Raw genomic sequence first — 22,008 nt, 5'->3', positions numbered from 1 at the left:
GCCACCGGTCGGGCACAATGCCGACAGCAGCGGGCGTCGAAACCCGTGATGCAACCGAGCCGGAGGTGGCACATGGGCGGGACGATCGATCCACTCGGCGAGCTGGGCGTCTTCGCGGGGACCTGGGTCGGCGGCGGCGACGGCCACTACCCGACGATCGACGACTTCTCCTACGAGGAGGAGATCGACTTCACCGCGACCCCGGGCAAGCCGTTTCTCGCGTACCGTTCCCGCACCTGGTCTCCCGGCCGGGAGCGGCCGATGCACACCGAGAACGGCTACCTGCGCAGGGCAGGCGATGCCATCGAACTGCTGGTCACCCAGCCGACCGGTTTCGTGGAGATCCAACGCGGCGACCTGATCGACGGGGTGCTGGACCTGACGCCCGTCGCGCTCGCCGCCTCACCCGACGCCAAACCCGTCCACGAGATCCGCCGCCGGATCACCGTCGACGGTGACGCGCTGTCCTACGACCTGTGGATGGCGCACGCCGACACCCCGCTCACCCACCACCTGACGGCGCGGCTCCGGCGGGCCTGACGGCCGTACCCGGCCCGACTTCTCGGCGATGAGTTTTCGTGACCGGGGCGGTCTGTACATCCGAGACCCCAACAACCGAGGATGGAACCAGGCCTCGCTCAACGGAAACGGAGCACCCGATGTCCCGTATGTTGTTCGCCAATCTGCCGGTCAGTGACGTCACCGCCACCCGAAAGTTCTTCGACGGACTCGGCTTCGAGTTCAACGACCAGTTCTGCGACGAGCAGACCGCCTGCCTGGTGATCAACGACCAGGCGATGGTGATGCTGCTCGAGGAGCCGAAGTTCCGGGTCTTCATCGCCGACGACATCTGCGACACCAGCTCGGCCCGTGAGGTGCTGTTATGTGTGTCCGCGGACAGCCGCGAGGAGGTCGACACGCTCGTCGACGGGGCGATCGCGGCGGGCGGCAGCGCCTGGATGGAGCCGCACGACAACGGCTTCATGTACAGCAGGGCGTTCCGTGACCTCGACGGGCACGTGTGGGAGGTCATGTGGATGGACATGCAGGCCGGCCAGGACTGAACACGCCCGACGACCCCGTCGGCGCCCACTTCGCCGCCGCCGTCCGCTCGACGACGGCGGCGCCGGGTGCGGCCCCGGCGGGGTTCGTGCGTCCCGGGTCGGGGCTGACGGTGCAGCGGTGCCTCGACCTGTTCGATGCCCAGCTCGTCAGCAGGCACCTCGACCTGGCGGCGCGCAGGCTGCGCGCCGCCGCGCGCGGCTACTACACGATCGGATCGGCGGGGCACGAGGGCAACGCCGCGGTCGCCGCGGCCCTGCGGCCAACGGACCCCGCTCTGCTGCACTATCGTTCGGGTGCCTTCTTTCTTGAACGTGCACGCCAGGTCGGTGGCCGCGACCCGGTGCGGGACGTGTTGCTCGGTGTCGTCGCCGCCGCCGCCGACCCGATCTCGGGTGGCAGGCACAAGGTCATCGGCCGCCGCGACCTCGCGATCATCCCGCAGACGTCCACCGTCGCCTCCCATCTGCCGCGCGCGGTCGGGTTGGCCTTCGCGGTCGAGCGGGCCGACCGGCTCGGGGTGCAGTCCGAATACCCGGCCGACGCGGTCACGGTGTGCAGCTTCGGTGACGCCTCCGCGAACCACTCGACCGCGGTCGGCGCGATCAACGCCGCCGCCAACCTCGCGCACCGCGGCCTGCCGCTCCCGCTGCTGCTGGTGTGCGAGGACAATGGGATCGGTATCAGCGTGCCCACCGCGCCGGGATGGATCGCCGCCGCGTACTCCGGCCGGGCGGGACTCGAGTACGCCACCGCCGACGGATGCGACCTCGCCGACACCTACGACGTCGCCGTCCGCATCGCTGATTGGGTTCGCGCACACCGGCGTCCGGCGTTCCTCCACCTGCGGATGGTGCGGCTGATGGGGCACGCGGGCTCCGACGTCGAGTCCGCCTACCGGACGCCAGCCGCGCTCGCCGCCGACCTGGAACGGGACCCGCTGATCGGGACCGCGCGGCTGCTGATCGGGGCGGGCGCACTCCGCCCCGACCAGGTCCTGCGCCGATCCCGGGAGGCGGGGGAGCGGGTTGCGGCGGCAGCCGATGCGGTGTCGCGGGCCGCGCCGCTGCGCACCCGCACCGAGGTGACCGCCCCGCTGCGCGCCCCGGCTCCCGCGGTCGTCGCAGGCCACGTGCGGCAGCTGCGCGCATCGGCAGAACTCGCGCCGCCGCCGGACGCGGCGCTCACAGTGGCGCGGACCGTGAACCGGGCGCTCGCGGACATCCTCGCCGCCGACCCCGGCGCGCTGGTGTTCGGTGAGGATGTCGGCCGCAAGGGTGGCGTGTACGGGGTGACCCGCGGACTCGCCGACCGGTTCGGCGCGGCCCGCGTCTTCGACACGCTGCTCGACGAGCAGGCGATCCTCGGCCTCGCCGCCGGCGCGGGGCTCGCGGGCCTACTGCCGATCCCCGAGATCCAGTACCTCGCATACCTGCACAACGCGGAGGATCAGATCCGCGGCGAGGCAGCAACATTGGGCTTTTTCTCCGGTGGGCGGTACCGCAACCCGATGGTCGTTCGGGTCGCCGGATACGGCTACCAGGAGGGGTTCGGCGGGCACTTTCACAACGACGACGCCGTCGCCGTGCTCCGCGACATCCCCGGCATCGTGGTCGGGTCCCCGGCCAGGCCCGACGACGCGGCCGCAATGCTGCACACCTGCGCCGCTGCGGCCCGGACGTCCGGCGCGGTGTGCGTGCTGATCGAACCGATCGCCCGCTACCACACCCGCGACCTGCACCAGCCCGGCGACGGCGGCTGGCTGGCACCGTATCCCGGCCCGGACGTGCACGTGCCCATCGGTGCGGGGCGCACCACCGGCGCCGGTACCGACCTGACCATCGTCACGTTCGGCAACGGCCTGTACCTGAGCCTGCGCGCCGCGAAAGCGCTCGAACGCAAGGGGATCGGGGTGCGGGTGCTGGACCTGCGCTGGCTGGTACCGCTGCCGGTGGCGGACCTGCTGCGGGAGGCGGAGGCCACCGGCCGGGTCCTGGTCGCGGACGAGACCCGCCGCTCCGGCGGGGTGTCGGAGGGTGTGCTCGCCGCCCTCGTCGACGGCGGGTTCACCGGGACGATGGCCCGGGTCACCAGTGCCGACAGTTTCGTCCCGCTCGGCGACGCGGCCCGCCTCGTCTTGCTCTCCGAACACGACATCGAGGCGGCGGCGATCGGGTTGGTGCGGGGCCGGGATCAGTCCTCCGGCAGCGTGACGCCCAGCTCGTCCGCCCGCCGGGCCACCTCCTCGGGAAAGACGTTGCGGAACAGGTAGAGATCGCTGCCCATCACCCAGCCGGGTGCCATCCGCGTCGCGTACCGCTCGAAATAGCCGAGCTGCTTGCCGAACAGCACCAACTCCTCCGGGCTCGCCACCCCCCACTGCCTGCCGATCGTCACCAGCGCCATGATGAGCGAGCTGAGCTTCAGTTCACCGAGATCGTTCGCGAACACCGGCGCCAGCACCGCGCCGACCTGGGCGCCGATCTCCGCGTCGGACGCGTCGAGGTCCGCGGTGTAGCCGAGTGCCCGGATGCCGCGGGCCACCGGGGCGTAGTCGCCGTCAAGCAACGTCGCGTGGAACATGTCCCGCAGGATCGCCCGCCATTCCTGCGGCAACTCGCCGACGATGCCGAAGTCGAGCAGCGCGATCCGGCCGTCGTCGAGGAGCCACAGGTTGCCCGCGTGCACGTCGCCGTGGAAGGGCCCGTGCAGGGTGATCGCCTCGATCCATGCCTTGACGCCGCGGCGGATCAGCAGCCGGGTATCCGGGCCGGTCGGCGGCTCCGCCGACTCCGCGTCCTCCGCGGCGTCCGGCCCGGTCTCGATGCGGTCGAACGGGAGGCCGCGCATCCGTTCCATGCAGATGACGCGCGGGCCGCAACGGTCCCAGTACACCTCGGGGGCGGTCACCCACTTGTTGTCCCCGAACGTCCACAACGCGTCCCGGAACCGGGTCTGCCGGTCCGCCTCGACGGCGCTGTTCAGTTCCGTCATCGTCGCGTTGTGCAGGTCCCGAATGATCGCGGTGGCGTTCGCGATCCGGAAGAACTCGTGCACCCGTTCCAGCTGCCGTGCACCCCAATACGCCGTCCGCAGGTCGAGCAGCATTCGGTGCCGGATGCCCGGACGCTGCACCTTGATCACCGCCTCCCTGCCGTCCGGCAGCACGCAGGCATGCACCTGCGCGACCGACGCCGCAGCCAACGGCACGTCGTCGAACTCGGCGAACAACTCGTCCATCGGAGCGCCGAGGTCGGCCTCGATCACCCCCCGCGCGGCGGCGGCGGACACCGGCGGGACGTCGTCGAGGCAGCGCAGGCACGCATTCGCGAGCGGCGCAGGGAACATCCCGGACGACGACGCCATCAGCTGACCGAGCTTGACGAAGGTGGGGCCGAGCACCTCGAAGCCGTTGACGAGGCCCTCGGATGCGGCGTCCGCCCAGCCCATGTTCCGGCGGGTGAACGGCTTGGTGACCGTCGCGAACAGGGCACAGCCGAGCAGGACCACGCCGACCACCAGCGCGCGCAGCAGCTGCGCGGGGCCGAACCGGTCCAACGCCGGAATGTGGACGGCCAGGGCGTCCGCGGGTGGCCCCGATACATAGGGGCCGCCCTGGCGCGGTAGGGATTCGGGCACAGTCAACCTCGCTTCGGTTCCAGCCCGTCACACTAGGCGGGCGGGTGCGGTTAGTCGATGGCCGGTGACCGGCCGTCCAGCCTGTCCGGGGACCGGCCCGCGAGGCGCGCCGGAAACGTCCGCTGTGCGCGGGTCCGCATCATCGGGCACGCTGACAGCAAGGAGGTACCGATGCCGAAACGGGTCCCGGTCGTTGCTGCGGTGTGTGCGCTGGTCGCGGCCGGTGCGGTGACCGGCGGCGGATACGTCGCCGGTGCCGCACCGGTGGTCGGGACCGGTCCGTGCGCGACGGATCCGCCGGCCGAGCACGAGTCGATCATCCCGAAGAAGCTCGACATCCCGATCCCGTACCCGTGGGTGGAGCCGGTGCCGTATCCCGCACCGGAATCGCCCGCCGTCCGGATCAACCCCGATCCGCTGCCCGCCGATCCCTGCGTCAACCCGTGCCCCGACCTGACCGACGTCCCGAACCCGCCCGGCGGGCTGTCGTCGACGCTCGGGGTGCCGGAGATCGGCGTCGACTTCAACCCGTTTGTCTTCGGGATCCCGGTGCCCGGACCCGACCGGGGGCCCGCGCCGGAGCCGCCGCCGACCGTGCACCCGCCGACCCAGACGGCACCCGTCGCGCCGCAGCCGCCCACCCCGCAGGTCCGCGACGTGCGGATGGTCGCGAAGGTGACCGGCGCGAGCTCCACCAACCGCACCGACAAGCGGTGGCAGATCAACGGCACCGACCTCGGCATCATGTGGGAGTCCGAGCCGGGAACGGTGGCCGTCGCCTTCGGGGACACGGTCGGCCGTGGATTCCACCCGCCCGGCGGCCAGGGCGAGGACTGGCGCAGCAACGTCCTCGGATTCAGCACCGACCGTGACCTCGCGGACGGGATGACCATCGACACCTTCGTTCAGGACAGCCGGTGTCACGCCGCGGAGGTGCTCAGCAGCAGGAAGATCGACAACGTGGAGATCACCACGATCCCCACCTCCGGGTTCGCGGTCGGATCACGGCAGTACCTGAGCTACATGTCGATCCGCACCTGGAACAGCATCCCGGCCACCTGGTTCACCAACCACGGGGGCCTTGCCTACTCCGACGACGGCGGGCAGACCTGGACCAAGGATCCGCACGCGAAGTGGGACAACATCTTCGGCGTCTCGAACTTTCAGGTCGCGGCGATGGTGCCGCAGGGCGGGTACGTGTACATGTTCGGCACCCCCAACACCCGGCTCGGGGAGGTCGCGCTGGCCCGCGTCCCCGAGGACCAGGTGCTGAACACGTCCGCCTACCAGTACTGGACGGACGGCAACTGGACCGCGGTCGGGGGTCCGCACGCGGCGACCCCGATCGTGCGTGGCACAGCGGCCGAGCTGTCGGTGCGCTACGACGAGGGGTCGGGCCGCTGGCAGATGTCGTACCTGGACACCGCCCGGACCGGGATCACGCTGCGCGCGTCCGACTCGCCGCAGGGGTTGTGGTCGGAGCCTGCCCGGCTCGTCGGCGTCGAAACCTATCCGGAGTTGTACGGTGGCTTCATCCATCCGTGGTCGACGGCCGACGACCTGTATTTCATGCTGTCGACCTGGTCCGACTACAACGTGTACCTGATGCGTGCCGAACTGGACTGAGCAACAGTACCTTCGGCGCCCGAGACGAGGAGTCGACCGTGCAGCAGTGGCCGAGCGAATGGCCGCGTCCGGCGAAGGGCATCGCCTCCGCGATCGATGCCGCGGTGACCGCAGCGGGCGCCGCCGACGCCCCCGCGTTCGGGGCGGCGACGACCGAGCTGCTCCGCTGGGAGCCCGACCAGGTGCGCGCGGTGCTCTCGGCGATGGTCCGGGCGCTGCTCGAGGACGTCCATCCCGACGGTCTCACCGGGGAGGCGGTGCAGGCCGTTCTCGAACGAAGCGCCAGGGCCGCCGCCGGGTGGCTGCCGACTCTCGACGTCGGCGCCCTCGCGGTGGTGCTCACCGGCTCCCTCGGCCTCACCGACTACGACGAGGACACCGAGCGGATCGGGTGGCCGGTGATCGCGCCGCACGCGCTGCTGGTGACCGCCGACCTGCTCGCGGCAGCACAGACACCCGCCGACCGCCACCTGCGCCGCGCGATCGGGGAGATCGCCCGCGCGGAGACCGTCGAAATGCCGTAGGTGCGCTCCGCTGCGCTCCGCGCCGGTGCGTGATGTGTACCCCGGTAGGGGTGCACATCACGCACAGTCCGCGGGGGTCAGCCGTGCAGCAGGTTGGCGCCGGCGATCATCGCCTCGACCGACGACGCGGTGGCGTCGTGCCCGAAGCCGACCGCCCAGTGCCGCCGACCGTCGTGCTCGCACAGCAGGAAGGTCGCGGTCCGGTCGTCGGCGATGCGCAGCTGGTGGAACGACAGGATCTCCAGTTGAAAACCGGCGTCGTACAGCATTGCCGTCAGCGCAGACACCGGACCGGACGCCTCCGCGGTCGCCTGGTGGATGGCGTCGCCGATGCCGAGGGTGGCCTTGAACTCGCACCGTCCGGCGCCGAGCGGGGCCACCGACCAGCGACCGAACCGGATCGGGCCGTTCGAGGGGGAGTAGGTGGCGAGGAAGGTGCGCCATCCCATGCCCGAGCAGTCGGCGCGCATCTCCCGCGGCAACGGCATGCCGAATCGGGCCGAGAACGGGTCGGTGATCGGGTGAGTGGTGTTCGCGATGGCATTCATGGGGTGGTCTTCCTGGATGGAAAGGGAGGACCAACGCGTAGCTCAACGACCCGCAGCGAGGGGTCGGTCCGAATCAGACCCCGCTACGGCGGCGAACTACGAGAATGCGCGTCATGGCGCCCCATCTTAGGCGTCGATGCGGGCCGACGCAACCGGAGCAGGCGCGGAGACGTGATGGCGGTCACTGGCATTCATTATGAACAATTGACACAGAACTGGACATCTGACCGATACAGTTGGCGAATCCGACTTCCCAGGTAGCGGCCCATGTGTCGACAGGCGGCAACGGGGCAGCGAACCCGGGGGCGTCGGTGTGAGACCTTGACCTGGAGGAAATGCATGTCCCGCTCTTCGCTCCGTCGCGCCGCGTCCGTCGTCGCCGCGACCGCCCTGCTCGCCGGTGGCCTTGCCGTCGGCGCCGGCACCGCCACCGCGGCACCCGAGTCCGACAAGACCAGCGCCGCGGCCGCCGCGCAGAAGCCGCACACGGCCACCAAGACCACCGACAACATCACCGTCACCCGGTCCGTGGTCGGGGACGGCACCGTGGCTCCCGGCCAGAAGGTCACCCTCCGCACCACCCTCTCCGTGAACAACGCCCTCGATCGCTACATCACGAAGATCAACGACTTCCATCCCGAGGGCTTCCAGTACGTCAAGGGCAGCGCCAAGGTCACCGCATGGCACCTGATCGGTGGTAGCAAGGCCGAGTCGGTCACCCCGCAGGTCGACGTCAACGACAAGCGCGTCACCGTCACCGACGCCGGATGGCTCATCTCGAAGACCGGCTCGAAGACCCTCACCCTCGACGTCACCTACCTGGTGCCGAAGTCCGCCGAGGCAGGCGACGTCTTCGACACGGGTGTCGGCTTCGACGTGTCGGGCTTCGGCACCACCCAGAAGTTCAACCCGATCGGCGCGTTCGTCACGGTCCGCAACCTCAACCCCGGTGAGGCCGTGTCCACCGGCTCCGCCGACCTCGGGTTCGGCTCGTCGGACGGCGAGGGCGGCACCACCGGTTCGGCGGGCTCCGCCATCATCGAGAACCCGTCCGGCTTCATCGCCGACGTGATCAGCGGCGTCATCAGCAACGGCAGCTGACAACCGCACGTGAGGGGCCGGACCGGGCGATGCCCGGTCCGGCCCCTTCGTCGTTCAGGCGGGCGGCTCAGTGCGGCGCGACGACCCCCGCGATCGGGATCCTGCCCGCGACGGCGGTCCGGAAGTCGATCATGGCCCGTTCCAGGTGGTCGGGCGAGGTCACCACGACGGCGCCAGCGGCACCGCGATCGGCGAGGATGGAGTTGGTGTTCCGCGCGTTCTCGACGGTCGAGCGCGAGGTGCCCTCCTCGGTGATCCGGAACCAGGGGACGCCGTTCGCGACGAGCCATTCCCGCATCGCGCGGGCCTCGGTGACCCCGTTCCGCGGCACCCCGCCGCTCACGATGATCGGTGACAGCGGATACCGGTTCGCGACCTGAAGGGCGGCCTGCAGCCGCGACACCAGTACCGGACGCATCGTGCCGTCCGGGAACAGCCCGGCGCCGAGCACCACGATGTTGGTGCCGAGCTGGTTGAGGTCGAGATTGACCGGGAACTGCGTGGTCAGGGTCTCGGTCTGGGTGCACCCGACGATCGCGGCCCGGACCGGGGACTGACATCCGCCGATCGTCGACAGGACGCCGTTGACCAGGGTGGTCGGGGTGATGTCGGCGTGTGCGGTGGCAGGCAGGGTGGCCGCGGCTGCTGCGGTGATCAGCGCGGACAGGGTGAGACGACGCAGTCGGTGCGAACGGAAACGTGGCGGCATGACACTCCTTTTCGTGTGGAGAACTCCCCCGACGGAAGGTGGTGACCGTGACCGAGTGTGCCGCAGTGGCGGCGATTCTGCACGGGGTATGAAAAGACCGGCGCGTCGCGGGTCAGTGCCCGGATCGGGACAAGGCGGACGGCCACCAGATCCGCCTGCCGATGTCGTGCGCGAGCGCGGGCACCAGCACGCTGCGGACGATGATGGTGTCCAGGAGGACGCCGAACGCGACCGCGAACCCGACCTCCGCGAGAAACACCAGCGGGAGCACGCCGAGGACCGCGAAGGTCGCGGCGAGCACGATGCCCGCGGAGGTGATGACGCCGCCGGTGACCGCAAGGCCGCGCAGCACCCCGGACCGGGTGCCGTGCCGGTGCGTCTCCTCGCGGACGCGGGTCATCAGGAAGATGTTGTAGTCGATGCCGAGCGCGACCAGGAAGACGAACGCGAACAGCGGGAACGCGGGGTCGGCCCCCGCGAAATGGAAGACATGGGCGAAGAAGAAGCCGCACACGCCAAGCGTTGCGGCAAACGAAAGCACCACCGTCGCAATGAGAATCACCGGAGCAAGCAGCGCCCGGAGGAGCAGTGCCAGCACCACAAAGATGACGACAAGCACGATCGGGATGATCACGTTGCGGTCCCGCACCGACGCGGCCTTGACGTCAACGGTGGCCGCGGTATTGCCGCCGACCAGCGCGTCGGCGCCGGGAACGGCGTGCACCGCGTCCCGCAGTCGGTGGACGGTGTCCATGGCCTCCGGTGAGTCGTAGGCGTCGGCGAGTGTCACGTTGACGATCGTCCGCCCGTCGATCGGTGCGACCGTGAGAATGTCCGGGGGGCAGCCTGTTCGGGCGTCGCCGCCGTCGCCGGCGCCAAGTTTCGCCAGCTGTGCCAGTTTGGTGTAGTCGATCTGCAGGCACACCGATCCCGGTCCGGGGGCGACTCCCGGAGTGGCTGCCGCGGCAGCCATCACGGCATCGACGGCGTCGGCGTTCGTCACGATTACCGCGGGCGCGCCGGTGCCGGGATCGAAGTGTTCGTCGTAGATCCGCTGGCCCGCAACGGCGTCGGGGGTATTGGTGAAGTTCTCGGAGGAGGTCAGGCCGCCGGTGTTGAGGCTGCCGATCCCGACCGCACACAGGATGACGAGCAGGGCGGTGGCCCCGATCCACGCGGGCCGGTCGCGGCGGCCGACGGCGGCGGCGATCCGCCCCCACATGCCGTGGGTGGCCAGATCCGCGGCCCGGTCGACACGGGGAATTTGCGGCCAGAACACCCAGCGGCCTGCCAGCGCGAGGAACACCGGCAGGAACGTCATCATCACCAGGTAGGTGCAGCCGATTCCGATCGCCGCGACCGGCCCGAGGCCCTTGTTGGAGTTGAGTTCCGAGAAGCCAAGGCACAGCAGGCCGAGGACCACCGTCACGGCGGAGGCCGTGATCGCGGGCGCGGATTCGCGCCACGCCCGGATCATGGCGTCGAATCGGCTCGGATAGCGGTGCAACTCCTCGCGGTAGCGGGCGATGAGCAGCAGGGCGTAGTCGGTGCCTGCGCCGAGGACGAGCACCATCAGGATGCCCTGGCTCTGCCCGGTCAGGGTCAGGACGTCCGCCTTCGCGAGGAAGTAGACGAGCATCGACGACAACCCCAGTGCCAGACCGGCCGAGAGCAGCGGGAAGAACCACAGCACCGGGGAGCGGTACACGACGAGCAGGATCGCGATCACCACCAGCACCGCGGCAAGCAGCAGGGTGCTGTCGAGCCCCTCGAATGCGTCGATGAACGCCACCAGCAGTCCGCCGGGGCCCGCAGGCAGCACCTCGAGGTCCGCGGTCGCTGCCGCCTTCGCTGCGTCCATCACCTGCTGCTCGGTGTCGGCGAGCCGGTCGCCGCTGACGTCGGTGCCGTTCGACTTCGCGACGAGGGGGACGTACAGCGCGGCGGTGGTGCCGTCGGCCGAGTACTGGGTGGGGGTCATCCCGGTGGCGTCGACCCCGTCCACCCCGGCGACGACCGCGGCGGCCCGCGCGATCGACGCGCGGTCCTGATCGGTGAGCGGGCCGTCCCGATGGAAGACGACGAACCCGGGGATGGTCTGGACGGTGACGAATTCCGCTGCCTCGTTCGCGGCAACGGTGGACTCCGCGGACCCGGGCAGGAAGGAGGCGTTGTCGTTCTTCTGGACCTCGGCGAGTTTGCCCTGGTAGGCGCCGCCCGCGCCGCCGACGAGGAGAACCAGGATGGCGATCGCGACGATCGCGACGACCGGCCACCCGCGGTGCGGCGCCGGGGGCGGAGCCGGGTCGGCGCCCGCGTCCAGGTCCGTCATGGCGCCTCCTCGAATGGGGTTCGGGCAACACCGATGCGCTCCAGTACAACACGCGGGTGCGGCGGTCGCCCGGTCTCCCGCATCCGCCATTTCGACGCCACTGGCATCGAAATGATCTATGTTGTTCCTCATGACTGGACCGGAGCTCACCCGGCGGGGCTTCCTCGCCGCGGCCGCGGGAGCGGCCGCGCTGACGACCACGGGCTGGGCGCCCGCCGCCGCGCTCTCCTCCGACGCCCCCGGCGTCACGCTGCCGCCCCCGCCCGACTTCCCCGACGGCATCCCGCTGTTCCAGCAGGGCTACGAGAACTGGGTTCGCGAGATCGTCTTCGACGACGTGTGGACGTGCACGCCGGCGGACGCGCGGGACGTCGTGCGGCTGGCCAACTGGGCGCACGCCCACGGATACCGGCTGCGGCCGCGCGGCACCATGCACGGCTGGAGCCCACTGACCCTGGTTCCGGGCCAGAACGTCGAGAGGGTCGTCCTCGTGGACACCCTGACCCGGCTGAACCACGTCACGGTCGCGCCGTCCGCCGAACCCGGCCGGGCCACGGTGACGGCTGGGGCGGGAGCACTGCTGATGTCGGTGCTGACCGCACTGCAGGACAACGGGCTGGGCTGGGCCAACTCGCCCGCGATCGGGGAACTGTCGATCGCGGGCGTCCTCGCGATCGACGCGCACGGCGCCACCCTGCCCGCGGACGGCGAAGCGGTCCTTCCCGGTGCGTCGTTCGGCTCGATCAGCAACCTCGTCACGGCACTGACGGCGGTCGTGTGGGACGACACCCGCCGCGAATACGTGCTGCGCGAGTTCCCGCGTGCCGACCCGCAGATCCGGCCGCTGCTTACCCACCTTGGCCGGGTCTTCATCACCGAGGTCACGCTGCAGGCCGGACCGAACTACCGGCTGCGCTGCGAATCGCGCACCGACATCCCGTGGCGCGAACTGTTCGCTCCGCCCGGATCTCCCGGTCGCACCTTTGAGCGCTTCGTTGCCCGATCGGGCCGGGTGGAGGCGATCTGGTTCCCATTCACCGACACCCCGTACCTCAAGGTGTGGACACCGACCCCGACCAAGCCGCCGCAGTCGCGGGAGGTGACCGGGCCGTACAACTACCCGTACTCCGATTCGATCCCGAAGCCGCTCACCGACCTGCTCGGCCAGATCGTGTCGGGTGTCGGATCGGCGACCCCGCTGTTCGGTCAGACCCAGCTGGCGACCTTCCAGGCCGGGCTCGCTGCCACCGGCGGCCACGACCTGTGGGGCTGGTCCAAGGACGTCCAGTTCTACCTCCGGGCCACCACCCTGCGGATGACCGCCGGTGGCGGGGTGGTGATCACCAAGCGGGCCAACATCGCCCGCGTCATCCACGAGTTCGTCAGCTGGCACCACACCCGGCAGCAGGAGCTCCGAGCCGAGGGTCGGTACCCGATCAACGGGCCGTTCGAGGTCCGGCTGTGCGGACTCGACGACCCGACCGAGGTGACGGTGGAATCGTCCGGCCCGCCGACGATCTCGGCGCTGCGGCCGCGCCCCGACCATCCGGAGTGGGACACCGCGATCTGGATGAACGTCGTCGGCGTCCCGGGGACACCGGGGATGCCCGCGTATTTCCGGGAGATGGAGCGGTTCATGCGGAGCAACTACCGCGGTGACTACGCCACGTTCCGGCCGGAGTGGGCCAAGGGGTGGGCGTTCACCGACGAGGCGGGGTTCCTGGACCCCGAGACCATCGAGGCGGTGATCCCGCAGACCTACCGGGACGGCGTTCCGGTCGGCGACGACTGGGACTCCGCGCGGGCCGAGTACAACGACCTCGATCCGCATCGGATCTTTTCGAACCCGTTGTTGGACAGACTGCTTCCCTAGCATACTGGTGGAAGGCGCCGCCCGAGATCACCACCGAACCCGAGGTACCACCATGAGGATCGGAATCCCCCGTGAACTCAAAAACCACGAGTACCGTGTCGCTGCCACCCCCGCGGGCGTCAACGCGCTCGTCGACCATGGGCACCGGGTGCTCGTCGAGACCGGCGCGGGAACCGGGTCCTCGCTGGCCGATCGGGACTACCGCCTCGCCGGCGCGCACATCGCCCCCGATGCGGACTCCACCTGGGCCGATTCCGACCTGATCCTCAAGGTGAAAGAACCGGTCCCCGAGGAGTATTTACGGTTGCGTGGCGATCAGGTGCTGTTCACCTATCTGCACCTTGCCGCGTCCCGCGAATGCACCGATGCGTTGCTGGCCGCAGGCACGACGGCGATCGCCTACGAGACCGTCCGCACCGCGGACGGAACTCTGCCGCTCCTTGCCCCGATGAGCGAGGTCGCTGGCCGGCTCGCGCCGCAGGTCGGTGCTCATCACCTGATGGCATCCTCCGGTGGACGCGGCGTGTTGATGGGCGGTGTTCCCGGTGTCCGCCCGGCGGATGTCGTGGTGCTGGGCGGCGGTGTCGCCGGGCAGAACGCGACGGCGATCGCGGTCGGGATGCACGCCGCCGTCACCGTCCTCGACGTCAACCCGGCGCGGCTGCGGGAACTCGACGCCAGCTACGACGGCCGGGTCCGTACCCTCGCGTCCACCCGCTACGACCTCGAGCGGGCCGTTCTCGACGCGGATCTGGTGATCGGCGCGGTCCTGATCCCCGGTGCCCGTGCCCCCAAACTGGTGTCGAACGAGCTGGTCTCCCGGATGCGGCCGGGGTCGGTGCTGGTGGACATCGCCGTCGACCAGGGCGGGTGCTTCGAAGACACCCATCCGACCACGCACGATGCCCCGACGTTCCCGGTGCACGAGTCGCTGTTCTACTGCGTGGCCAACATGCCCGGCGCGGTGCCGCGGTCGTCGACGTTCGCGCTGACCAACGCGACCCTGCCGTATGTGCTCGCGCTCGCCGACCGGGGCTGGCGCCGCGCCACCACGGAGGATCCGGCGCTCGCTGCCGGCCTGGTCGTTCAGGGCGGCGGCGTGCGGTCCGCTGCCGTCGCGGCGGCGCACGGCTACCTGGTGCAGGTCGCGTAGCGGCGGCGGCGTGCTCGCCCTACGGTGAGACCCATGAGCGGCGCGATCGACATCCGGCGGGACGGCGGCATCGTCACCTGGACGATGAACCGGCCCGAGACCCGCAACGTCATCTCCGAGCCGGACATGGTGCAGGCGTTCGAGGACGCCATCGCCGCGGTCAACGCGGACGGCACCGTCCGCGTCGTGGTGCTCGCCGCGAACGGGCCCGCCTTCTCGTCCGGCGGCAACGTCAAGCACATGCGGGACCGCGCGGGAATGTTCGGGGGCGCCCCCGCCGAGGTGCGGGACGGCTACCGGCGGGGCATCCAGCGCATCCCGCTGGCGCTGTACCACTGCGAGGTGCCGGTGATCGCGGCGGTGGGCGGCCCGGCCATCGGAGCGGGCTGCGACCTGGCACTGATGTGCGACATGCGGGTCGCGTCGTCCGCGGCGCGGTTCGCGGAGAGCTTCGTCAAGCTCGGCCTCATCCCCGGCGACGGCGGCGCCTGGCTGCTGCCCCGCGCGGTCGGGTTGGCGCGGGCCGCGGAGATGGCGTTCACCGGCGATGCGATCGACGCCCAGACCGCACTCGACTGGGGCCTGGTCTCGCGGGTCGTCGACCCCGACGACCTGGCGGCCACCGCGCAGGCCCTCGCCGAGCGGGTGGCGGCGAACCCGCCGCAGGCGCTGCGGATGACGAAGAAGCTGCTCCGCGAGGGCCAACACCAGAGCCTCGAATCGCTGCTGGAACTGTCCGCGGCGATGCAGGCGCTTGCCCACCACACCCGGGACCATCACGAAGCCGTCGCGGCAATGCTCGAGAAGCGCCCGCCCGAGTTCGTCGGCGAGTAGGCGGCGCCGCGCGCGCCAGGAAAGTGGGATCGGCCACCCCCGCCCCGTTTGTCGGTCCGTCACCGTAAGGTGTACAACCGTGATCATCGTCAGTACGGACGGCTCCTGCCTGCGGAATCCCGGTGGCGCGATCGGCTGGGCCTGGGTGAATCATTTCGGCCCAAGCAGGTCGGGTGGCGAGCGGTCGGGGACCAACCAGATCGCCGAGTTGCGCGCGCTGCTTGAGGCGATCCTGGCGCATCCCGGTGACGAGCCGTTGCTGATCGAATCCGACTCGCAGTACGCGATCAAGTGCGCATCCGAGTGGGTGGCAGGCTGGAAGCGGAAGGGGTGGCGCACCTCGTCCGGAGATCCGGTCAAGAACGTCGACCTGATCCGCGATATCGACCAGGCGCTGGCCGACCGGACCGGGCCGGTGCGGTTCCGGTGGGTCCGCGGCCATGTCGGCAACCACTACAACGAGGAGGCGGACCGGCTCGCCGGTGAGGCCGCCCGCGCCGTTGCGGCAACGGCCGTGCACACGCCGACCCGGACCGCGCCGCACGTCCCGTCCGCGGCGCCGGTGGCCCCCGCCTCGCCCGCGAAGAAGACGCGCCAGCGCCGGACGCCGGCAAGGGCAGCCGAATCCGAGCCCGGCCTGTTCGACCTGCCCGCCGATGCGAAGGAACTGACCCTGTTCTGAGCGGGATTCGGTGTCAGAGACCGAATATCCGGGCCGCATTGTCGTGGCACACCCCGCGCACCCATGCGTCGCCGATGCCGAGACGCGCGACCGCCTCGAGCGCGTGCACGTACGGGTACGGAATGTTCGGGAAGTCGCTGCCGAACAGGATCCGGTCACCGAGGTCCCGCAGGCGTCCCGCGTCGGCGGGATCGGACGGCGCCAGGTCGCCGATGAAGTCGGTGAACGCCATCGTCGTGTCCAGCATGACCGACTCGTACCGGTCGGCGAGGTCGAGGAACGCCGTGTACTCCGGCATTCCCATGTGCGCGATGACCAGCGGCAGCCGGGGGAACCGGGCCAGCAGCGTCTCGATCCGGTCCGGACCGGTGAATCGCCCCGGCGCCGGGCCGGAACCGCAGTGGATGACGATCGGGGTGCCCGCATCCTGCAGTTGACCCCAGACCTCGTCCAGCAGCGGATCGTTGGGATCGTAGTCGCCAACCTGAATGTGCGACTTGAACACTCGCGCGCCGGAGGCGAGGGCGTCGGCGACATAGCCGGGGGCGCTCGGTTCCGGGTAGAAGGTGCTGGTGTGCAGGCAGTCGGGATTACGTGCCGCGAACTCCACCGCCCACTGGTTCAGCCAGGCGGCCATGTCCGGCTTGTGCGGATAGATCATCGACGTGAACGCGTGCACGCCGTACGACCGCAGCCGGTCCAGCCGGACGTCCTCGTCGTGCCGGTACTGGATCGGCCACACCACCCCGGTCAGCGGCCCGGCGGAGTCGAAATACGCCCACACCTTGTCCATCACCTGCTTCGGCATGAAGTGGGTGTGCACATCGACGATGCGGTCCAGTCCGTGGTCGTTGCGGAAACGGACCACCGCATCGACGTCGGCCTGCCGGTCGTCCGGGGTCGTGGTGTCGGGTGTCTCGCACATGCCCTCCACCCTGCCAGGCGGCAACCGGCCTCGGCCGGACGGTCGACAGCGGCGGCTGTCGGCAATACCGTGACGGGCGGTCCGATTCATCCTGGCGGGCCGACCCGACGAAAGGACACCCATGCTCACCACCGTGATCAACGCGATTCTCGGAGCCACCGGCAACGTCGCCGCGGGCAGCAGCGGATACCAGATCCAGCCGGGCACCCTGCCGTTCGGCAGCTGACGGGTTTCCTCCGATCCGTCGAACGGGCGGCTACCGGGCGGGCCACTCGGCCGATGCTCCGGTAACCGCCCGTTCGGGGATGGGCGGGTCAGAACGCGACGCCGAGGTCGCGCATCCGCTCCCGGTACACCTCGACGTTCCCGAGCTTGACGGATTCGTAGCCGCGGACCAGGTCCGGCAGCCCCGCGATCTCGACGGCGCGGTCGTAGCCCTCGGCGGTCAGCGTGCCCGCCAGCCCCCGCACCGTCGCGGTGTAGTGCGCGAGCAGTTCGCGCTCGACCTTCCGGACGTGGGCGTAGCCGAACGGATCCAGTCGGGTGCCCCGCAGCACCTTCCCCTTCGCCAGGACCTTCAGCGCCACCTGAGACTTCGGTCCGAGGCCGATCTTCGTGCTGCGACCGAGCGCCCGCAGGGCAGGCGGGTGCAGCCGGTAGGTGAGCTTCGCCCCGCCAGGAACCTGATCCTGCACGGCCGCGACGAAGTCGGGATCGACGAGCAGACGCGCGACCTCGTACTCGTCCTTGTATGCGGTGAACTTGTACAGGCCACGCGCGACGGCCTCGCTGAACTCGGTGCGGTCGGTGACCGCGCGTTCCGCCGCCCACACCGCCTGCACCGCATCGACGTACCGGCGGGCGACCGCCTCCGACTGGAAGTCGATGAGTTGTCCGGCGCGCAGCCCGACCAGACGCCGCACCTCCCCGTCGACCGACGTTCCGGAGAGCAGGTGTGCGGGAACGGGTTTCGGTGCGCGTTCGGCGCGCTGGGTCGCGGCACGGAAGTCGTCCGGCGCGGCGACCGCGGCCCGACCCCACCGGAAGGCGGCGATGTTGGTGTCGACGGCGACCCCGTTGATCCTGATCGCCTCCTCGATCGCCCCGGCGGGCAGGCGCAGCCCGCCGCTCTGGACGGCGGCGCCGATCAGCAGGAAGTTCGCGGCCGCGGTGGTGCCGAACAGGACGTCGGCGGCGGCCAGCGCGTCGAACGAGGCCATCGATGCCGACACGGATCCCAGCCGGGCCACGAGCAGCTGCTCGTCCGGATGCCGAACATCCTTGTCGTACACCATGTCCCCGGTCGGCGTCCGGCTGGTGGATGCGACGACGGCGGTGCTCGCCGGGTCGCCGTAGCCGAGGTTCTTCGGGTCGGCGGCGGTCAGCAGGTCGAACGCGATGATCGCGTCGGCGCTGCCCGGGGTGAGCCGGTTCGACGGCTCCAGCGCCCCGGTGGAGAAGCGCAGGTGCGAGACCACCGGTCCGGCCTTCTGGCTCAGGCCGATCTGGTCGAGGGACTCGACCTCGTAGCCGGCGCGCAGCGCGGCCGTGGCGAGCACCTGGTTGACGGTGACGATGCCGGTGCCGCCGATGCCGACGAGGTAGACGTTCCGGGTGCCGACCGGCGCGGGCAGGTCCGGTGCGGCGACCGCGGGCGGGACGGGCCGGGACTTCCCGGCCAGCGTGCTCGTCCCCGGTACCTGCTCGGCGGTGACGAACGATGGGCAGTCGCCGTCCAGGCAGCTGTAGTCGGTGTTGCAGGAGGTCTGGTCGATCCGCGTCTTGCGGCCGAACTCGGTCTCGACCGGCTGCACGGACAGGCAGTTCGACTTGGTGCCGCAGTCGCCGCAGCCCTCGCACACCGCCTCGTTGATCACCACGCGGGTGGTGCGCGCGGGCAGGGTGCCGCGCTTGCGCTGCCTGCGCGCGTCGGCCGCGCAGTGCTGGTCGTAGATCAGCACGGTGACGCCCTCGACGTCGCGGAGCATCCGCTGCGCCTCATCGAGCCGGTCCCGGTGCCACAGCAGGGTGCCCTTCGCGAGCTGCTTCCTGTTATGCCGCTTGGGTTCGTCGGCGCAGATGACGATTCGCTTGACGCCCTCGGTGGACAGCTTGTGCGTCAGCTGCGCGACGGTGAGCATGCCCTCGGCGTCCTGGGCTCCGGTCATCGCGACGACCTCGTTATAGAGCAGCTTGTAGGTGATGTTCACCCCGGCGGCCACACACGCCTGCACGGCGAGCTGGCCGGAATGGAAGAAGGTGCCGTCGCCGACGTTCTGGAACAGGTGCGGAATGTCGGTGAACGGGGCCTGCCCGATCCACTGGCTGCCCTCGCCGCCCATCTGCGTGAGCCCGGTGACCGCGCTGTCCTCCCGGTTGGAGATGGTGACCATGGTGTGGCAGCCGATGCCGCCGCCGCCGATCGACCCCTCCGGAAGCGCGGTGGACCGGTTGTGTGGGCAGCCGCTGCAGAAGTACGGGGTCCGCGTGGTCGGCAGCACCTCAAGCGAGAGTTGCGGCGGCAGCGGCCTGGTCAGTTCCACGACATCGCGCAGGACGCGGCGCAGCGGGCCGAGCAGCCGTCCTGCGGTCAGCTCGCCGTCGACCGGCATCAACGGGCTCCCCGCGGAGTCCTTCTTGCCGAGGATCTGCGGGGCGTGGTCGGTGCCGTAGAGGATCTCGCGGACCTGGGTCTCGACGAACGCGGTCTTGTCCTCGACGACGATGACGCGGTCGAGGCCCGCCGCGAACTCGCGGACCCGGTCGGCGCCGAGGGGGGTGGGCATCCCGATGCGCAGCAACCGGATTCCGGCGCGGTGCATCGCCTGTTCGTCGACACCGAGATCGAGCAGCGCCTGGCGCAGGGCATCGAACGTGGTTCCGGTCGCGGCGAATCCGATTCGCGCGGCGGCCGGGTCGACCTCGACGACGTCCAGGTGGTTGGCGGCACCGTAGGCGCGGACGATCTCGGCCCGCGGGCCGTACAGGTCGGCCTCCGCGATCACGCTGTCCGTCGGGACGGCCATCGGCCGCTGCAGGTACGTGAACGGCCGCCCCTCCCAGTCGATCTCGGGGACGGTGATGTCGAGGTTCGAGACCGATCCGTCGACCGTCCACGCGCCGTCGGCGACATCGGCAACGATCTTGAGCGCGACGATGCACCCCGACGCCCGGGACAGGGCGATGCCGTGCACGCCCAGCGTCACCAGTTCGGCGGCGTTCCGGGGGAACAGGACCGGAATGCCGAGGGCGGCGAGGGAGCGCTCACTGACCGCGGGCACCGTCGACGACTTCGAGGCGGGGTCGTCGCCGACGAGCAGCAGCATGCCGCCGCGGGCGCTGACCCCGTACATGTTGGCGTGCCGCAGCGCGTCGGTCGCGCGGTCGACGCCGGGGCCCTTGCCGTACCAGACGCCGACGACGCCGTCGTGGGTGGCGGTGCCGCCGAACGGGGTCAGGTCGGCCTGGCTGCCCCAGACCGCGGTGGCGGCGAGTTCCTCGTTCAGGCCGGGAACGAAGGTGATGTCGTGCTCGGCGAGCACCGTCGGCATGCCGTGCAACATCTTGTCGACGCCACCGAGGGGGCTGCCCTGGTAGCCCGAGACGAAGGTGGCGACGCGGTGTCCCGCGCGGAGATCACGCAGGTGCTGCTCGACGAGCAGGCGGGCGATGGCCTGGACACCGGTCAACAGCATCGGCCCGGATCCGGGCCGGTAGCGGTCGTCGAGGTCGTAGGGCGTCGCGACGGCGGCGCCGGGGGTGACGGCGGTGCCCGGGCGATCGTCGAGTTCGGTCATCTGCGGTCACCTGTTCCTTGCGCTGTATCGTCACCGGCGACATTTCGTTCGCTCGGTGCAGCAATAATTGGTCCGGGTGCAGGGGGCGTCAACAGTTGCCGAAACAGCGTGACAGGATGACTAGTTGTGATGCGCATCACTCTCGGGAGGTCAGCATGGTGATCAGTATCGACAAGCTCGACGCGGCTCTGCTCCAGGAGCTAACCGACGACCCGCGTGCCCAGATCATGGACCTCGCAGGTCGGCTGGGCGTCGCCCGCAACACCATCGCGTCCCGGATGCGGCGACTCGAGGAGTCGGGAGTGGTCACCGGGTACCGCCCCGAGGTGGACCTGCCGACGCTCGGGTTGCCGGTGCAGGCGTTCGTCGGTGCCGAGACCGTGCAGGGCCGGTTGCAGGCGGTGATTGAGGACCTGCGCGCCATCCCCGAGGTGCTCGAGGTGCAGACCACCACCGGCCGCGAGGATCTGCTGATCCGCATCGCGGCACCGTCACACGAGGAACTCCTCCATGTCCTCGAGGGGATTCTGAGCGTCGACGGGGTCGCCCACACGTCCACCACCCTCGCGTTGACGACGCCGGTGAAGTACCGGACGCAGCCGCTGGTGGATCACATCACCAGGGAGGCCGGGCACGGGCGGTCCGCCGCCTCCTACCGGGCCGACCCGTGACATCGCGAATCTGCCTACTTCCCTGAGACTTTCGTCATATGGATGAGGCGGGCGGGCGCGGTGCGGTATCCCTCGCGGCCGACCGCGATCGGCTCGGCGCCGGGCCTGCGGGAGAGCGCGATCCGGGTCAGTACCGCCAGCCGGTCGGGTCCGGCGACGTGCCCCAGGTCGACCCCGGCCCGGATGCCGTGCCGGTCGTCGCACGCGCGGGCGTCGTCCGCGCACTGTCCGCGGACCGGGCAGTCCACGCACAGTGCGGCGACCCGCGCCGTCGTCTCCTTCGACGCCCGCACCGGCGGGAACCACCACTCCTGCGGGGTCTGCGCGCAGTGCCGGTCGGGGTCGAGGTACCAGCTGTCGTAGGTCGATCCGTCCATCACGGTGCTCATCTCGTCCTCCCGCTCCCCGCGTCGATCGCGGGTCCGGTGGTCAGCCTTCGGCACCGGACCCCGGCCGCGACAGGGCCGAACGTCCCGGGCCGGACAGGGCGTTGCATGACGTCCGCCACTGTGTGGCCGGTCACGGCCGAGGA

Annotated in this window: 18 protein-coding genes; 11 read left to right on the top strand and 7 right to left on the bottom strand. The window is 70.4% G+C overall.

Annotated features, from left to right (window positions below; all coding sequences use genetic code 11):
- Nucleotides 1-72: 72 nt before the first annotated feature.
- From ACFWQG_RS15410 to ACFWQG_RS15400, 3 genes are all read left to right on the top strand, one after another.
- Complete coding sequence (locus ACFWQG_RS15410; protein WP_378508496.1) at nt 73-540, top strand: FABP family protein; 468 nt, start codon at nt 73-75, stop codon at nt 538-540.
- A gap of 119 nt (nt 541-659) precedes the next feature.
- Nucleotides 660-1,064, top strand: coding sequence for a VOC family protein (locus tag ACFWQG_RS15405; RefSeq protein ID WP_378508495.1), 405 nt, complete (start codon nt 660-662; stop codon nt 1,062-1,064).
- A gap of 86 nt (nt 1,065-1,150) precedes the next feature.
- A complete protein-coding gene (locus ACFWQG_RS15400) occupies nt 1,151-3,334 on the top strand; it encodes a thiamine pyrophosphate-dependent enzyme (protein ID WP_378508592.1) in 2,184 nt (727 codons plus the stop codon).
- Here the strand turns inward: ACFWQG_RS15400 and ACFWQG_RS15395 are convergent.
- Nucleotides 3,256-4,701 carry an ABC1 kinase family protein gene (locus tag ACFWQG_RS15395; RefSeq protein ID WP_378508494.1) on the bottom strand — a complete coding sequence of 482 codons (1,446 nt, stop codon included), beginning with the start codon at nt 4,699-4,701 and terminating at the stop codon, nt 3,256-3,258. The two genes, ACFWQG_RS15400 and ACFWQG_RS15395, sit on opposite strands and share 79 nt — an antisense overlap.
- A gap of 171 nt (nt 4,702-4,872) precedes the next feature.
- Between ACFWQG_RS15395 and ACFWQG_RS15390 the strand changes: the two genes are divergently transcribed.
- Both ACFWQG_RS15390 and ACFWQG_RS15385 read left to right on the top strand, forming a co-directional pair.
- A complete protein-coding gene (locus ACFWQG_RS15390; protein WP_378508493.1) occupies nt 4,873-6,327 on the top strand; it encodes a DUF4185 domain-containing protein in 1,455 nt (484 codons plus the stop codon).
- Between the two features lie 38 nt (nt 6,328-6,365).
- Nucleotides 6,366-6,851 (top strand): hypothetical protein, encoded by a 486-nt coding sequence (locus tag ACFWQG_RS15385; protein ID WP_378508492.1) that lies wholly within the window; start codon nt 6,366-6,368, stop codon nt 6,849-6,851.
- 77 nt (nt 6,852-6,928) lie between these two features.
- Here ACFWQG_RS15385 and ACFWQG_RS15380 read toward each other — a convergent pair whose 3' ends face one another.
- Complete coding sequence (locus ACFWQG_RS15380) at nt 6,929-7,399, bottom strand: alpha-isopropylmalate synthase regulatory domain-containing protein (protein WP_378508491.1); 471 nt, start codon at nt 7,397-7,399, stop codon at nt 6,929-6,931.
- Nucleotides 7,400-7,738: 339 nt separating this feature from the next.
- Here ACFWQG_RS15380 and ACFWQG_RS15375 point away from each other — a divergent pair, with 339 nt between their 5' ends.
- Nucleotides 7,739-8,500 carry a hypothetical protein gene (locus ACFWQG_RS15375; RefSeq protein WP_378508490.1) on the top strand — a complete coding sequence of 254 codons (762 nt, stop codon included), beginning with the start codon at nt 7,739-7,741 and terminating at the stop codon, nt 8,498-8,500.
- A gap of 67 nt (nt 8,501-8,567) precedes the next feature.
- Here ACFWQG_RS15375 and ACFWQG_RS15370 read toward each other — a convergent pair whose 3' ends face one another.
- Nucleotides 8,568-9,209: a YdcF family protein gene (locus tag ACFWQG_RS15370; RefSeq protein WP_378508489.1), complete on the bottom strand. Its 642-nt coding sequence runs from the start codon at nt 9,207-9,209 to the stop codon at nt 8,568-8,570.
- A 112-nt stretch (nt 9,210-9,321) separates the two neighbouring features.
- On the bottom strand, nt 9,322-11,541 hold the full coding sequence (locus ACFWQG_RS15365) for an MMPL family transporter (RefSeq protein WP_378508488.1): 2,220 nt from the start codon (nt 11,539-11,541) through the stop codon (nt 9,322-9,324).
- A 130-nt stretch (nt 11,542-11,671) separates the two neighbouring features.
- On the opposite strand from ACFWQG_RS15365, the gene ACFWQG_RS15360 reads away from it, so the two are divergent.
- The 4 genes from ACFWQG_RS15360 to ACFWQG_RS15345 all read left to right on the top strand — a co-directional run bounded on the left by ACFWQG_RS15360 (nt 11,672) and on the right by ACFWQG_RS15345 (nt 16,083).
- Nucleotides 11,672-13,414, top strand: a complete 1,743-nt coding sequence (locus ACFWQG_RS15360) for a cholesterol oxidase substrate-binding domain-containing protein (protein WP_378508487.1) — start codon at nt 11,672-11,674, stop codon at nt 13,412-13,414.
- Nucleotides 13,415-13,466: 52 nt separating this feature from the next.
- A complete protein-coding gene (gene ald, locus ACFWQG_RS15355; protein WP_378508486.1) occupies nt 13,467-14,567 on the top strand; it encodes an alanine dehydrogenase in 1,101 nt (366 codons plus the stop codon).
- Nucleotides 14,568-14,600: 33 nt separating this feature from the next.
- Nucleotides 14,601-15,401, top strand: a complete 801-nt coding sequence (locus tag ACFWQG_RS15350) for a crotonase/enoyl-CoA hydratase family protein (protein ID WP_378508485.1) — start codon at nt 14,601-14,603, stop codon at nt 15,399-15,401.
- Between the two features lie 79 nt (nt 15,402-15,480).
- Nucleotides 15,481-16,083 (top strand): ribonuclease H, encoded by a 603-nt coding sequence (locus tag ACFWQG_RS15345; RefSeq protein WP_378508484.1) that lies wholly within the window; start codon nt 15,481-15,483, stop codon nt 16,081-16,083.
- 13 nt (nt 16,084-16,096) lie between these two features.
- On the opposite strand, the gene ACFWQG_RS15340 is transcribed toward ACFWQG_RS15345, so the two are convergent.
- Together ACFWQG_RS15340 and ACFWQG_RS15335 are read right to left on the bottom strand one after the other, a co-directional pair.
- Entirely contained in the window at nt 16,097-17,008 is a 912-nt protein-coding gene (locus tag ACFWQG_RS15340) for an amidohydrolase family protein (protein ID WP_378508483.1), read from the bottom strand.
- Between the two features lie 314 nt (nt 17,009-17,322).
- Entirely contained in the window at nt 17,323-20,805 is a 3,483-nt protein-coding gene (locus ACFWQG_RS15335; protein WP_378508482.1) for an indolepyruvate ferredoxin oxidoreductase family protein, read from the bottom strand.
- Between the two features lie 158 nt (nt 20,806-20,963).
- Between ACFWQG_RS15335 and ACFWQG_RS15330 the strand changes: the two genes are divergently transcribed.
- Nucleotides 20,964-21,476 carry an Lrp/AsnC family transcriptional regulator gene (locus ACFWQG_RS15330; RefSeq protein ID WP_378508591.1) on the top strand — a complete coding sequence of 171 codons (513 nt, stop codon included), beginning with the start codon at nt 20,964-20,966 and terminating at the stop codon, nt 21,474-21,476.
- A gap of 14 nt (nt 21,477-21,490) precedes the next feature.
- Here ACFWQG_RS15330 and ACFWQG_RS15325 read toward each other — a convergent pair whose 3' ends face one another.
- Entirely contained in the window at nt 21,491-21,865 is a 375-nt protein-coding gene (locus tag ACFWQG_RS15325) for a WhiB family transcriptional regulator (protein WP_378508481.1), read from the bottom strand.
- Nucleotides 21,866-22,008 lie beyond the last annotated feature (143 nt).

The sequence above is a fragment of the Rhodococcus sp. NPDC058532 genome, from assembly GCF_042719255.1.
Lineage (GTDB): Bacteria > Actinomycetota > Actinomycetes > Mycobacteriales > Mycobacteriaceae > Rhodococcus_G.
This window is presented reverse-complemented; position numbering and strand designations above follow the sequence as displayed.

Excerpts from the sequence above, each read along its gene's own strand:
- ACFWQG_RS15380 (WP_378508491.1), bottom strand. The coding sequence starts at position 7,399 with ATGAATGCCATCGCGAACACCACTCACCCGATCACCGACCCGTTCTCG.
- ACFWQG_RS15390 (WP_378508493.1), top strand. The coding sequence starts at position 4,873 with ATGCCGAAACGGGTCCCGGTCGTTGCTGCGGTGTGTGCGCTGGTCGCG.
- ACFWQG_RS15370 (WP_378508489.1), bottom strand. The coding sequence starts at position 9,209 with ATGCCGCCACGTTTCCGTTCGCACCGACTGCGTCGTCTCACCCTGTCC.
- ACFWQG_RS15405 (WP_378508495.1), top strand. The coding sequence starts at position 660 with ATGTCCCGTATGTTGTTCGCCAATCTGCCGGTCAGTGACGTCACCGCC.
- ald (WP_378508486.1), top strand. The coding sequence starts at position 13,467 with ATGAGGATCGGAATCCCCCGTGAACTCAAAAACCACGAGTACCGTGTC.
- ACFWQG_RS15365 (WP_378508488.1), bottom strand. The coding sequence starts at position 11,541 with ATGACGGACCTGGACGCGGGCGCCGACCCGGCTCCGCCCCCGGCGCCG.
- ACFWQG_RS15335 (WP_378508482.1), bottom strand. The coding sequence starts at position 20,805 with ATGACCGAACTCGACGATCGCCCGGGCACCGCCGTCACCCCCGGCGCC.
- ACFWQG_RS15410 (WP_378508496.1), top strand. The coding sequence starts at position 73 with ATGGGCGGGACGATCGATCCACTCGGCGAGCTGGGCGTCTTCGCGGGG.
- ACFWQG_RS15325 (WP_378508481.1), bottom strand. The coding sequence starts at position 21,865 with ATGAGCACCGTGATGGACGGATCGACCTACGACAGCTGGTACCTCGAC.
- ACFWQG_RS15375 (WP_378508490.1), top strand. The coding sequence starts at position 7,739 with ATGTCCCGCTCTTCGCTCCGTCGCGCCGCGTCCGTCGTCGCCGCGACC.
- ACFWQG_RS15360 (WP_378508487.1), top strand. The coding sequence starts at position 11,672 with ATGACTGGACCGGAGCTCACCCGGCGGGGCTTCCTCGCCGCGGCCGCG.
- ACFWQG_RS15350 (WP_378508485.1), top strand. The coding sequence starts at position 14,601 with ATGAGCGGCGCGATCGACATCCGGCGGGACGGCGGCATCGTCACCTGG.
- ACFWQG_RS15340 (WP_378508483.1), bottom strand. The coding sequence starts at position 17,008 with ATGTGCGAGACACCCGACACCACGACCCCGGACGACCGGCAGGCCGAC.